The following is a 13,352-nucleotide window of genomic DNA, read 5'->3' as shown; positions in this document are numbered from 1 at the left end:
TACGCTGCCACCCTATTCAGCGGAAGGTCTTTTCCAGTACGACCAGCCCGGGATCGCCGTCGAACGGTTCAGGCCTGAAGCCCCTTTCGCGTTCGAGGTCGATGGCGGCGCGATTGTCACGGCTCTCGATGGAAATGGCGCGGCGACAGCCACGGACCTTGGCCTGGGCCGAGAGGTAATCGAGCATGGCCCAGCCGATCCCTTTGCCGCGGTGATTGCCGCAGACCGAAATGGCGATCTCGCCGGTATCCAGCGGTCCGTCACAAGCCAACAGCCCCGACGCGACGATCTGCCCGCTGGCCTGGTTGATCCCGACCCACGATTCGGTCCGGAAGTGGTCGGCGTGGACCAGCGGCTCCAGCAATACCGGCCCGACGTGCTCGGTCGCCGACAGGAAACGGAAGCGGCGATCCTCGTCCGTCACGCGGGCGAAGAAATCGGTCAGCGCGGGTGCATCCGCCTCGGTCGCTGGGCGCACGTCGAGGTCAATGCCCGAACGGGTGGGGAGGGTGACGATCATGACGGCGTTACCTTTCGATTGAATGCCGAATCTCTAGACCGCGATCATGCGATGCACCTTGATCGAGATCAGATCGCCCGCCATCTTCGTCGAAACGGCACGAGATTCCGCCCGGCCCGTTCTACCATTGTCCAATGGGAACGGCCCGGGTCCATTGTGCTATGCAACATGCAAGGCCGGGAGAGCCCGACCCTACGATATGAGAGGAGAATCCGCATGGCCGAGGCCGTCTATCCCGTTCCCGCCGAGTGGAGCCGGAACGCCCTGATCGACGATGCCCGCTATCAGGAGATGTACGAAAGGTCGGTTTCCGAGCCCGAAGCGTTCTGGCGCGAGGAAGCGCGGCGGATAGACTGGATCAAGCCCTTCAGCGTGGTCAAGCAGACCAGTTTCCACGAAGAGGACTTCGGCATTTCGTGGTTCACCGACGGCACCCTGAACCTCTCGGCCAACTGCCTCGACCGTCATCTCGTGGAGCGTGGCGACCAGATCGCGATCCTGTGGGAGCCGGACAGTCCCACCGCTCCCGACCGCCGCATCACTTACCGCCAGTTGCACGAGCAGGTCTGCCGCCTGGCCAATCTCCTCAAGGCACGCGGCGTCCGGAAGGGTGAGCGCGTCACTCTCTACCTGCCGATGGTGCCGGAAGCGGCCGTTGCCATGCTGGCCTGCGCGCGGATCGGCGCAATCCACTCGATCGTCTTCGCCGGGTTTTCGCCGGACGCGCTGGCGGGCCGCATCCAGGATTGCGACAGCCGCGTCGTCCTCACTGCCGACGAGGGCCTGCGTGGGGGTAAGAAAGTCCCGCTCAAGGCCAATGTCGATGAGGCGCTCAAGGCCTGTCCCGGTGTCGACAGCGTGATCGTCCTCGCGCACACCAAGTCCGGCGTACCGATGGCCGAGGGTCGCGACATCGACTGGGCCTCGGCCGTCGCCGATCAGGCCGCCGAATGCGAGCCGGTCGAAATGAGCGCGGAGGACCCGCTGTTCATCCTCTACACTTCGGGCTCCACTGGAAAGCCCAAGGGCGTGTTGCACACCACCGGCGGCTATTCGGTATGGGCCTCAATGACCCACGAGTACGTCTTCGACTACCGCCCCGGCCAGATCTACTGGTGCGCGGCCGACATCGGGTGGGTCACCGGCCACAGCTACGTCGTCTACGGCCCGCTGATGAACGGTGCGACCACCGTGATGTTCGAAGGCGTGCCCAACTTCCCCGATCCCAGCCGTTTCTGGCAGGTCGTCGACAAGTTCGGCGTCGAGATTTTCTACGGTGCCCCCACCGCGCTGCGTGCGCTCATGCGCGAAGGCGACGACTGGGTGAAGAAGACCAGCCGCCAGTCGCTGCGCCTCCTCGGCTCGGTCGGCGAACCAATCAACCCGGAGGCATGGTCCTGGTATCACGAGGTCGTGGGCGAGGGGCGTTGCCCGATCGTCGATACTTGGTGGCAGACCGAGACCGGCGGCGTGATGATCTCCCCGTTGCCGGGCGCCACCCCGCTCAAGCCCGGCTCAGCCACCCGCCCGATGTTCGGCGTGCAGCCGAAACTGCTCGACAACGACGGCAAGGAAATCGAGGGGCCGGGCGACGGCTGCCTCGTCATCACAGACAGCTGGCCCGGCCAGATGCGCACCGTCTGGGGCGATCACGAGCGCTTCTTCCAGACCTATTTCAGCACCTTCAAGGGCACGTACTTCACCGGTGACGGTTGCCGCCGGGACGAGGACGGCTACTACTGGATCACCGGTCGCATCGACGACGTCATCAACGTCTCCGGGCATCGCATGGGCACCGCGGAGATCGAAAGCGCACTCGTCGCTCACCCCAAGGTGGCGGAAGCGGCGGTCGTAGGCATGCCGCACGAGATCAAGGGGCAGGGCATCTACGCCTTCGTCACCTGCAACGCCGAGGTCGAGCCCGACGACGCCTTGCGCAAGGAACTCATCGCGTGGGTGCGCCACGAGATCGGCCCGATCGCCACGCCAGATGTGATCCAGTTCGCACCGGGCCTGCCCAAGACCCGCTCGGGCAAGATCATGCGCCGCATCCTGCGCAAGATCGGCGAGAACGATGTCTCGAACCTGGGAGACACCTCCACGCTGGCGGACCCGTCGGTAGTCGACAACCTGCTCGCCAATCGCCCGCAGCCCGTGAGCGCCTGACCCTCGACCGAAATGCCAGGAGCCCGCGCCAGAGATGATGCGGGCTCTTGCCGCCGGCTGCAGCGCAGCGGAGAGAAAATAGGACGGGTTTGTTTCGTTGAGCTTCGATGGCGTGCTCAATTATCCCGTCAGAGATTTTCGCATCAACGGGGGGCAAGAGTGGCTTTCGGGCGCTTTCTTTGTTTGTTCAATCGTCATCGCCCTCGCCGCGCGGTCGAATGGGATGGCTCGCACTATCGCAGCGATTGCCGACGCTGCTCACGGCCGATCACACGGCTGGCTCGACGCAAGTGGCGTATCGAGAGTTAGAAACCGGGCGGCGATGACGGGTGAGAAACGCAGGCACGCAGGAACACCCTGTGTATCCTCCCGCGACGGGAATGATGACGGACAGGGTGTCCGCAATACTATCGTCCCTGTGTATTCGACATGTACGGAACACTGGCTGATATAGGCGAGTCTTTGACCAGCTATTCTGCACAACTGTCCCGTGCTGTCCATTTGCGTTCCCATAAAACCGGGCTATCTTTAGGGGAGCCGTTTAGGGAACGGTCTTCGGCATGCCGCGCAAAGTCACCAATGCTCTGACGCCACTTTCAGTGAAGAATGCCAAAAGTGGCAGGCATGCTGACGGCGGCGGCCTCTACCTGTTGGTTAAGGCTACAGGCGCCCGCTCGTGGGTGTTCCGCTTCATGTTGAACGGGAAGGCGCATGTGATGTCGGTCTAGGCGCTGCCGCTGGTCCTGATGCCCTGTCGCTGGCGAAAGCCCGCGTCGAAGCGACCAAGCTGCGCCTCAAGGTCCAGTCCGGGATCGACCCCATCGAGGAGCGCGATCGCGAAGAGGCCGAAAAGCTCGCGGCAGCCCAAGCAGCCCTGATCGCCGAGACCACTTTCAAGGAAGTTGCCGAAGCCCACATCGATGCGAACGAGGAAAGCTGGCGCAACCCGAAGCACCGGCAGCAGTGGCGCAAGACTATGGCTGACTATGTCTATCCGAAGATCGGCGATCACTCGGTGGCCGACGTGGACACACCCCATGTGCTGTCGATTTTTGGAGTCGATTTGGCGAGAGAAGCCCGAGACGGCGAGCCGGGTGAGGGGCGGATCGAAACCATTCTCGATGCCGCCAAGGCCCGTGGGTACCGTAAGGGCGAGAACCCGGCGCGTTGGCGCGGGCACCTAGCCCAGATCCTCCCCAAAGTGTCCAAGACCAAGGAAGCCCGCAACCGCAAGCTCGGCCGAGACGGTCATCACAAGGCGCTACCCTACGAGGAGGTGCCGACCTTCATCGCCGCGTTGCGCAAGCGACAGGCAGTCACGGCCATGGCGCTGGAATTCATCATCCTTACCGCAGCCCGAACCTCCGAAGCGCTCAAGGCGACGTGGGAAGAGGTCGACTTCTCGAAAGCGGTATGGACGGTGCCCCCGGATCGCATGAAGGCCTGTAAAGAGCACCGCGTGCCGCTATCGCCCCGAGCTCTGGAACTGCTGAAGACCGCTCAGGGGCTTGGCGGTAAGCACCTCTTTCCGGCACCGAGGGCGGCAAGCTGAAGCTGCGCCTGGGCCTGCGCTACGATCATGAGACGCAGAACCGTGGTTCGATGCAGACGGTGGTGATCGACCGCGACCTGCCCGATCCCGCCAACCTGCCGATCCCGGCGCTGGCGCCGATTGTCACGCAGCTCAACGCGCTGCTGCGCCAGACCGCCGCCAATGCCACCGTGATCGAGCCGGTACGCAACATCAGCTACGACGCCTGGCTGCCCAAGGCGGGCCTGACTTATGACTTCACCGACGACCTCGCGCTCAGCGCCACGGCGCAGCGCGGCTACCGGGCGGGCGGCGCGGGCCTCAACCAACAGCGCGGCGAGGCGTATTCATTTGGCCCGGAATATACCTGGAACTACGAAGTCGCGCTAAGGTCGCAGTGGCTGGACAAGCGGCTGACGGTGAACGCCAATGCCTACTGGATCGACTGGACCGACCAGCAGGTCGCCGTGCGCCTCAGCCCCGGCGCGGTGTTCGACACGCAGACCGTCAACGCGGGCAAGTCACGCCTGTACGGTTTCGAGCTGGAACTGAGCGGACGGCCGACCAATACGCTTAACCTCTATGCCGGGGCGGGCTACAGTAATACGAAGTTCACCGATTTCGACGTGACCGTGGGCGAGCTTTCCGCCAGCGCGCAGGGTAACGAGTTCGCCAATGCGCCGCGCTGGACGCTGTCGGGCGGGGCGACATGGCGCCATCCGGGCGGGATCACCGCCAACGTCAATGCCAACTATCGCAGCGCCGTCTATCAGGACACCGTCGATCAGGCGTTCCGCGATCTGCCCGGGCGCACGATCGTCAATGCCAAGCTGGGCTGGCAGGGCGAGAATTTCGGGGCGTACCTGATCGTCTCGAACCTGTTCGCCGTCCAGAAGCCCTCGGTCTTCTTCCTCGACTTCGACGGGCGCACGCGCGGTCTACTGACCGATCCACGCACCTTCGGCCTCAGCTTCGAAGGCAGGTTCTAGCGGCGTCGCAGGGAGTGAACCCCCATCATGCAATCGCCCATTCGGAAAGGGGCTTCCAACCAGGACAGGAGCAGAATCATCATACGGGCCGCTATTGTGCGGACATTGCCTTAAAGCCCAATGTTAGACCTCATCGCATGCGAAATGTTCCACCTCTGAAATTTGGTTGGGAGAGGTTTTTGGTCCTCACCTGCCGGAAAGGCAGACCGTCAGCACCTGGATCAAAAATCGGATGTTGAGCTTCCACTAAGGGTCGGGACCTGAATCCCACCCGAAATTTTCGCGTGCGTCTAATCCCCTGCTGTCCCTTCAGATGTGCGTCGCGGGACGTGGGGTGTTCGCTGGGAAAGTCGGGCATTTAGGTGTTTACAACAGAACGGCGAAGGCGAAGCTTGGGAGAAGGCGATGAGGACGCGGAATGGTCTGGCAGCCGCTAGAGCCGGCGCGCTGCTAATGGCGGGTACACTGTCTGCGTGCAGCCCAGATGCAGCACAGCCTGAACCGACACCTACCACTTATGATATTGGAGCGGCAGACCTCATTGCGACCGAGCCCAATGATATCTGCCGAACCCGCCACCCCGCCTTCCTGCGCGACTTGCTGCTGCGGATTAGCGCCGGTCTGCCACCCGGCAGCAGTGGCTTCGAGTTCATACATTTCACGGTTGATAAGCCGAAACTCAACGGGGAGTGGGCCGCTATGGTCAGGTTCCGCGCCGCTTTGCCCAGTGAACCCGTTCAAACTATGCGCACCGTCGCTCCTTTCAATCCGGAAGACTGCACGACCGGGGCGTGGTCGCTATATCGGAGGGAAGGCGCATACGAAAAATAGATATCTTCTGAAATTTTCAGATCGCATCCCATATACCGCAAAGAAAAGCGGTTAATCTGTTTCCGGGCCCACGAGCTCAGCCGATGAACGACCAAGAAGGTTCGGTCAGCGTCTCTTCCATTCGGATGCGCGGTGGACATGGCGAACCTTTAGCAGGTCCTGACGGCTCAATATGCCCACGAGCCGGGAGGTTGCCGGATCTACGACCGGGATACGGCCGATGCCGCTGTCGACCATCATGTCCGCAATCTGGCTGACGGGTTTTTGTGGCGTGGCAACGGGGAGGGAGACGTCCGACAGAACCTCCGCCAGCGATGCCTTGAGCGGAGCGTTATCCTCCATCTGCCACCGTAGCGCGTCGGAGCGGGACATGAGGCCTATCAGGCGTCCCTCCGCATCGACCACCGGATAGCTACGATGCTTTGCCGTCGCGAAGAAGTTGATCGCCTCGACCAGGGACAGGCCGCCCGGCAGCGTCTCCGGATCGGTTGACATCACCTGGCCGGCTAGAAGGAAGTCGAGCGGATCGACGCTATACTCTTGCAACACATGCCGTCCGCGCCGCGCGATCTTCTCGGTCAGGATGGAGCGGCGGATCAGCAGCACGCTGACCGCATAGGCGCCCACTGACGCGGCAATGGTCAGCGGCAGCATCGCAAAATCGCCGGTCAGTTCCGCCGCGAAGAGCGCCGCCGTCAGAGGCGCGCGCATCGCTCCGCTCATCGTCCCGGCCATGCCCGCCAGCGCCCATAATGCACTGCCGCCCGGCAGGAAATGGCCGATCACGAAACCTAATGCTCCTCCCAGCATCAGGAGCGGGGCGAGGACACCGCCTGATGTTCCGGACCCCAGGGCGATGAGCCACACCGCCGCTTTTACCACCAGCAGAATAAGCGCGACCCGCAGCGCCATTGATCCGTCGAGCAGCGCACGGATGCTCTCATAACCCGCGCCGAGCACATGGGCGTCGATCAGCCCGCCAATCCCCACCGCCACTGCGCCGATGGCCGGCCACCACATCCAGTGAAGCGGCAGGCGGCCGAACATGTCCTCCACCCGGTAGAGCAGGATGGACAGGAGCGACGCCTGACACCCCGCCAGAGCCCCCATAGCCAAAGCGATGGCGATGGTCGCGGGACCGAGCAGCGCGTGGTGCATGACGGGGAACAGCGGCCCGCTGTCGATAAGGAGCGGACGCCAGAGAAAGGCGGAAAGGGTTGCGACGACGACCGGAACGAAGCTGCGCGGCTTCCACTCGAACAGCAACACTTCGATGGCGAGGAGCAGGGCGGCGACCGGCGTGCCAAAGATTGCCGTCATCCCTGCCGCCGCACCGGCGACGAGAAGGGTCTTTCGCTCCGCCGCGCTCAGGTCGAACTGCTGGGCGAACAGCGATCCGATGGCGCCCCCGGTCATGATAATCGGCCCCTCTGCGCCAAAGGGGCCGCCACTGCCGATCGATATGGCGGAGGACAGAGGCTTCAGCAGTGCGACCTTGGGCGATAGGCGGCTCTCGCCATAGAGAATGGCCTCGATCGCCTCGGGGATGCCATGGCCCCGGATCTTGTCCGACCCATAGCGCGCCATCAGGCCGACGATCAGGCTGCCAATGATGGGGATCGCGACCAACCAGAGGCCCAGCCCATTGTCGCTTATCTCCGATGGCCCGGCAGAGAAGCGGCCGAACCAGAACAGGTTGGTGGCGATGGCGATGGCCCGCAGCAGCAGCCATGCCCCCATCGCGCTACCCGTTCCCACGATCACGGCCGCCGCGGCCAGCATTAGCATACGCAGATCGGCACTATGGTCGGCGAGGCAGCGGTGCGTGGGAGGGGCAGCGAAATTTTTCATGGCGAGACCGATCGACAGAGAGAAGCGATAACGGGCAAATATATCGCAATACGATATTTATCAATGGGGCTTGCCGCGTTAGGTATGCACGATGGCAGCAGAGCTTTCCGACGCCGATTACGCCACGCTGGCGGAGTTCCGATTTTCCCTGCGGCAGTTTCTGGCCTTCAGTGAGAGTCGCGCGACCGAATGTGGCCTGACCCCGCAACAGCATCAGGCACTGCTTGCGATCCGGGCCGCTCCGGCGGATGGGGCGACGGTGGGTTACGTTGCGGATCGGCTGATCCTCAAGCCGCATAGCGCGACGGGACTGGTCGACCGGCTGGTGGTGCTGAACCTGGTCGAACGCAGGGCGTCGGCGCGGGACAAGCGCCGGGCGCTGCTGGCCCTGACTCAGGAAGCGCACGCCAAGCTGGCGCGACTAAGCGCCGTGCATCGCGAAGAAATCCTGCGCCTCAAGCCCCTGCTCATGGGTCTCTTGAGCACGATGATGGATTGACAAACCTTGGGACAAGATTGCCCAAGATAAGGACTGCGCCTTATTGGCGGGCAGTCTGACAGACAGATAAGGCTCGCTTCCTCGGGGTTCGCAAGCCGGCTCTAAAGAGAGCCGCTGTCATCTGCGGCACGACCAAGTTTCTGGCACCCATTCCTGCCTCTGTTCTCACGCGAGCCCACTTCCGAAGACAAGCACAGAGTGAGCCCAACACTAAGGAAGATATCCGGCACCATGCAACTTGAAGATCTCTTGCGACCCGTGCCCTTTGAACTCCGCGACCGTCGCCTTCAGTCCGATGGTCGCAAGCTGCGCGCGGATACGCCGGACTTCGGGTTCGAGATGCAGGATCGCGTCGCTTTCGGCGATGGCGGAAAGCGCCTGGTCCCATCCGGCCGCCTCCATCGCGCGGTTGATCGAGCGCTTCTTCATCGCCAGCACGCCGGGCGGGACAAGCGCGATGCGTGACGCCAGCTCCTCGACGCAGGCGATCAGGTTCTCGGCAGGGACCGCGGCGTTGGCCCAGCCCCATTCCACCGCGGTCCGGCCGTCGATGCTGTTACCCGGCAGGAAGGCGAATTCCTTGGCCCGCCGCCCGCCGACCTGATGAACCCAAGTCGGCGCGATGAAGCCGCCGCCGATGGGGATGGTCGGCTCGGTGATCGCGGCATCCTGCGCCACGACGAGGATGTCGGCGAAGCTTGCCATCTGGGCGGCGACGCCGATGCAGTAGCCGTGCACGGCGACGATCACCGGCTTGGGATGGCGCCAGATTTCGCGCCACAGATCGACGTAGCCCGACAAGCGCGTCACGTCTTCCATCGGGCTGCCCTCGGCGTTGTACTGGCCCAGGTCCATCCCCGCGCCAAAGCCCTTGCCGGCACCGCGAATCCCGATCACCGGCGCGCCGTCCGCCTTGAGATCGCGCAGCACCGTGCCGAACCGGGCGAGCATCCCGCGCGAGAACGCATTGGCCGCTTCGGGGCGGTCGAGCACGATCCAGTCGATCGCGCTCCCGCGCTCAAGGCGGATTCCATCAATCGTACCGTCCGTCATCTTCGCTCCCGTCCTCGTTCTTGTCTTCGTGTCCGCCGCCCCGGTCGCCGTCAGCCCTGCAGCCGGAGCGGCAGGCACATGGCCATGACGATCTGTTCCATCGTGTCCTCCAGCGCGTGCTCGAAGGTTTCGGGAAATTCGTGCGTTTCCATGCGGCTGTGGCGGACCAGCAGGTTTAAGAACATCAGGCTGACGTTCACCAGCCGGCGCTGTGCGACGGCGGCGGGAAGGTAATCGACGCGCTGGCGCAGCAGGTCGAGCGCCCGGTTGAGCTGGGGCGGGGCCTCGCCGCCGAAGTGTCCGTATTCGTCCCAGTCGCCATGCAGCAGGTACTGCGACAGGAACGTGCCGTAGGAGCGATTGGTCCCGCCGTCGAGATGGAGCTGCGGCAGCAGGATGACCTCCAAGATCGAACGGGCATCCCGCGTGCGTCCGGCCGCCTCCAGCGCGGCGATCATCGCGCCGCGTCCGGGCTCCATCTGGTTCATCCGGAAGTCGAAGATCGCCTGAACCAGACCCTCGCGAGACCCGAAGTGATACTGCACCGCGAAATGGTTTCCCTGCCCCGCCTTCGACGCGATTTCGCGCATCGAAACGCCCTGGATGCCGACTTCGGCGAAAAGCCGTTCGCCCGTCAGGATGAGCCGCGTCTTGGGGTCGGCTTCGTCGATATCGGGCGAGATCTGCGGGGTTTCAGCCATTGTGCATGCTCTTCGGAATAAGTCATCTGTTTGCAAACAGACATGCTTATGAGGCAGGAATGGCAAGGATGCCAAGCGTTTTAAGCTGACGCCGCGACTTTTCGGTGCGCTGCATCGTTACTGGCCGTGCTGACCTGATGACGGTAGATCATTGGATAACGTACCTAAAACAGCCGGTTTATGTTGCAGATGCTAAGAGAATGCGGCCGATGTGCCGCATCGTGCCTGCTCGCCGCCGGCGTCGATCGCTCTTCCGAATTTCACTTTACAAGTGTTTTAAATTCCGTAGCCTATCACTCGTTAGGCTGCTTCGCCGGATTCGCGGGTGGCCACCAGGACAGAAACAAAGAAGGAGAGCGCTGATGGTCATGCAGACCGGCCTTATTTTCCACCCGTACATGCGACCGGGCCGCACGGCCCGCCAGACCTTCGACTGGGGCGTGCAAAGCTCCATCGCCTGCGACAAGGCGGGTTTCGACACGATGATGATCTCCGAGCACGCCTCGCAGATCTGGGAGAACATCCCCAACCCCGAACTCATCATCGCCGCCGCCGCGCTGCAGACCGAAAACATCAGCTTCGCGCCGATGGCTCATATCCTCCCGCACCAGCACCCGACCAAGCTGGCAGTGATGGTCGGCTGGCTGTCGCAGATCCTGGAGGGTCGCTTCTTCATGGGCATCGGCGCAGGCGCCTATCCGCAGGCGTCCTACATGCACGGCATCAAGGACGCCGAGCCCAAGATGCTCAACGACATGGTGCGTGAATCGCTCTCGATCATGGAGAAGATCTGGGCGCGCGAGCCGTTCTTCTTCGAGGGCAAGTACTGGAACGCCGGATTCCCGCAGGAAGACGCACCCGAGACCGAGGAAGACGAGCAGCACATGCTGGCCGATTTTGCGCCGTGGAACGGGGCGTTCCCGGAAATCGCGGTGACCGGCTTCAGTTCCAATTCCCCGTCGATGAAGCTGGCCGGCGAGCGCAATTTCAAGCCGGTCTCGATCTACTCGGGCATCGATGCGCTGAAGCGTCACTGGGAGATCTATTCCGAAGCGAACATCGCCGCCGGCTTCACGCCCGACCGCGCGCGCCATGCGGTCTCGCACACCATCTTCTGCGCCGATACCGATGCAGAGGCGAAGCGCGAGGTGATGGAAGGCCCGATCGGCTACTGCTTCGAACGCTACCTGATCCCGATCTGGAAGCGCTTCGGCATGATGGACGGGTTCGCCAAGGACCACGGCATCGACCCGAACGACGCCGACCTGGAATTCCTGGTCGACAAGGTCTTCGTGGTCGGCTCGCCGGATACGGTCGTCGACAAGCTCAACGTGCTGTTCGAGCAGTGCGGCGGCTGGGGCACGCTGCAGGTGGAATCGCACGATTATTACGACAACCCGGAGCCCTGGTTCCATTCGCTGAACCTGCTGGCCAAGGAAGTGGCGCCGCGCGTCAAGTTGCCCGAGGGCAGCAAGGCACCCGCGACCGCAGACGCCTGATTATCCGCCCGGACTCTCTCCGGCTACCTGAGGCGCCGCGGCAACGCGGCGCCTCTTTTCGTGTTTGGGGGGACGGGGCGAGTAACGCTCCAGGGCGCGATGGTGCCCCGGAGGCGTCAGGGCGCGAAGCCGCCGAGGAAGAGGTCGGCCGCCTGGTTCGCGATCTGGGTGGGGCCGAGGCGTCCGGCGCGATACCAGCTCGGGCAGGAGTCGAGCATGGCGATCAGGAACTTGCGTGCCACGGTGGTCTGCGCATCGTTGCCGGAAGGGCTGGCGGCGACGAGCAGGTCGCGCCAGTAGCTGTCGAACGTCGCGTAGGCGGCGAGGACACGCTGCTTCATCTCGCTGGGAAGATCGCCGAACGACCGCGCCACGGCGGAGGAATAGTCGTCGCCGGAGAGTAGGAACTCGACATGGGCGACGATCGCGGCGCGCAGGCGATCGACCGGCGCGGTCTCGGGACCGAGCACTTCCACTTTCGCGACGATATGGCGCGTATTGCGGTATATGCCGGAGAGCATCACCTCTTCGACCACTTCGTCCTTGGACTTGAAATGGTGATAGATGCTGGGCGCCAGCATGCCCGCGCCCTGAGCGATCTCGCTCAACCGGGCGGCGCCGAAGCCCTTGGTCCGCAGAATGAAGGCTGCGGAATCGAGAATGCGTTTCCTGCCGGAGTCACCGTCGCTCATATCTGCCGAATAGCCGTTCGGGAGCCTAATGGAAGCCCCGATTGCGCGGAAGGGTCATCCGGCAAAGGGAATTGTCGGCAGGCCTGCGACGGGGGGCGAGAGAATTTCGAACAGTCCGCCGGCCAGCGGCTCCTGGGTAAAGCGCGCATCGGAATACCCCTGCGATCCGGTGACGAGGAACAGGCGGTCGTGGTTCGCGCCGCCGAAGGCCGGGCGCAGGCCCCGCATCACCGGTAGCTGGCGTTCTTCCAGCAAGGTGGCGTCCGGCGCGAAGCGGCGCAGCTTCCAGCTTTCGTAGAAGGCCATCCAGATGCAGCCCTCGACATCGACCGCCATCCCGTCGGGGTAGCCGTCCTCGGGCGTGAAGTTGAGGAAGTCGCGGCGGTTGGACAATTCGCCGTTGTCGTCGAGGTCATAGGCCCAGGTGACCAGCGGCATGGAATCGTTGACGTAGGCGGTGCGCCCGTCCGGGCTGAACGCCGGGCCGTTTGCAGTGACGATGCCGCGCTCCTGCGTCGAGACCGAGCCGTCCGCATCCAGGCGATAGAGTTCGCCGGTACTGCGCACGTCGAAGTCCTTGAGCGAGCTTTCCTTGTCGTCGGCGGTGGTGCTGTCGTCCCACTGCGCGGTGTCGCACGATCCGGTCCAGTAGCGGCCCTTGCGGTCGGTCACGCCGTCGTTGAGGCGCGCCTTGCCGGGGTCGGGGATCGGGTGGAGGATCGGTTTGTAAAGCCGCCGGGCAGGGTCGAGATGCACCAGCCCGTCGGCGCTGGAGGCGATGAAGCCGCCGCTTGCACGCGGGGCCAGCGCGCTGACCCACGCAGGCGTGGACCAGCTTTGCTTGCGGCCGGTTTCAAGCGCGTACCAGTGGACGGCGGGCGCCTCGATATCGACCCAGTAGATGCAGCCGTCGCGGGCATCCCATACCGTGCTTTCGCCCAGGATCGCCTTGGCGTCCCACAGGCAGCGCCAGCCATCGCCTTCCATCATCGCGCATTCTCTCCGGTCTTCGCCGTGTGC

The 13,352-nt window shown here is 63.5% G+C and carries 12 protein-coding genes; 6 read left to right on the top strand and 6 right to left on the bottom strand.

The features are described 5' to 3' along the window. Window positions 1-16: 16 nt before the first annotated feature. Window positions 17-520: a GNAT family N-acetyltransferase gene (locus LH128_RS26245; RefSeq protein ID WP_008832721.1), complete on the bottom strand. Its 504-nt coding sequence runs from the start codon at window positions 518-520 to the stop codon at window positions 17-19. Window positions 521-736: 216 nt separating this feature from the next. On the opposite strand from LH128_RS26245, the gene acs reads away from it, so the two are divergent. From acs to LH128_RS26230, 4 genes are all read left to right on the top strand, one after another. Then, on the top strand, window positions 737-2,686 hold the full coding sequence (acs, locus tag LH128_RS26240; protein WP_008832720.1) for an acetate--CoA ligase: 1,950 nt from the start codon (window positions 737-739) through the stop codon (window positions 2,684-2,686). A 560-nt stretch (window positions 2,687-3,246) separates the two neighbouring features. Then, window positions 3,247-3,414, top strand: coding sequence for an Arm DNA-binding domain-containing protein (locus LH128_RS34790; RefSeq protein WP_327195271.1), 168 nt, complete (start codon window positions 3,247-3,249; stop codon window positions 3,412-3,414). Then, window positions 3,363-4,238 (top strand): tyrosine-type recombinase/integrase, encoded by an 876-nt coding sequence (locus LH128_RS26235; RefSeq protein ID WP_008832719.1) that lies wholly within the window; start codon window positions 3,363-3,365, stop codon window positions 4,236-4,238. The genes LH128_RS34790 and LH128_RS26235 overlap by 52 nt, the downstream gene beginning before the upstream one ends. Window positions 4,239-4,288: 50 nt before the next feature. Then, the gene (locus LH128_RS26230; protein WP_008832718.1) at window positions 4,289-5,206 is read left to right on the top strand and encodes a TonB-dependent receptor; all 918 of its coding nucleotides are present in this window, start codon (window positions 4,289-4,291) and stop codon (window positions 5,204-5,206) included. A gap of 936 nt (window positions 5,207-6,142) precedes the next feature. Here the strand turns inward: LH128_RS26230 and LH128_RS26225 are convergent. Then, window positions 6,143-7,888 (bottom strand): chloride channel protein, encoded by a 1,746-nt coding sequence (locus tag LH128_RS26225; RefSeq protein ID WP_037521493.1) that lies wholly within the window; start codon window positions 7,886-7,888, stop codon window positions 6,143-6,145. A 91-nt stretch (window positions 7,889-7,979) separates the two neighbouring features. On the opposite strand from LH128_RS26225, the gene LH128_RS26220 reads away from it, so the two are divergent. After that, window positions 7,980-8,387 (top strand): MarR family winged helix-turn-helix transcriptional regulator, encoded by a 408-nt coding sequence (locus LH128_RS26220; RefSeq protein ID WP_008832716.1) that lies wholly within the window; start codon window positions 7,980-7,982, stop codon window positions 8,385-8,387. Between the two features lie 210 nt (window positions 8,388-8,597). Here the strand turns inward: LH128_RS26220 and LH128_RS26215 are convergent, their stop codons facing one another. Both LH128_RS26215 and LH128_RS26210 read right to left on the bottom strand, forming a co-directional pair. After that, window positions 8,598-9,440 (bottom strand): enoyl-CoA hydratase/isomerase family protein, encoded by an 843-nt coding sequence (locus LH128_RS26215; protein ID WP_008832715.1) that lies wholly within the window; start codon window positions 9,438-9,440, stop codon window positions 8,598-8,600. 50 nt (window positions 9,441-9,490) lie between these two features. Then, window positions 9,491-10,141, bottom strand: a complete 651-nt coding sequence (locus tag LH128_RS26210) for a TetR/AcrR family transcriptional regulator (RefSeq protein ID WP_008832714.1) — start codon at window positions 10,139-10,141, stop codon at window positions 9,491-9,493. Window positions 10,142-10,503: 362 nt separating this feature from the next. On the opposite strand from LH128_RS26210, the gene LH128_RS26205 reads away from it, so the two are divergent. Beyond that, window positions 10,504-11,640 (top strand): LLM class flavin-dependent oxidoreductase, encoded by a 1,137-nt coding sequence (locus LH128_RS26205; RefSeq protein WP_008832713.1) that lies wholly within the window; start codon window positions 10,504-10,506, stop codon window positions 11,638-11,640. 116 nt (window positions 11,641-11,756) lie between these two features. Here LH128_RS26205 and LH128_RS26200 read toward each other — a convergent pair whose 3' ends face one another. Both LH128_RS26200 and LH128_RS26195 read right to left on the bottom strand, forming a co-directional pair. Then, a complete protein-coding gene (locus LH128_RS26200; protein WP_008832712.1) occupies window positions 11,757-12,332 on the bottom strand; it encodes a TetR/AcrR family transcriptional regulator in 576 nt (191 codons plus the stop codon). Between the two features lie 54 nt (window positions 12,333-12,386). Further along, a complete protein-coding gene (locus LH128_RS26195) occupies window positions 12,387-13,322 on the bottom strand; it encodes an SMP-30/gluconolactonase/LRE family protein (protein WP_008832711.1) in 936 nt (311 codons plus the stop codon). Window positions 13,323-13,352 lie beyond the last annotated feature (30 nt).

Source organism: Sphingomonas sp. LH128 (assembly GCF_000293195.2).
GTDB lineage: Bacteria > Pseudomonadota > Alphaproteobacteria > Sphingomonadales > Sphingomonadaceae > Novosphingobium > Novosphingobium resinovorum_A.
The sequence above is the reverse complement of the archived record's forward strand: the minus strand, read 5'-3'. Positions and strand labels throughout refer to the sequence as shown.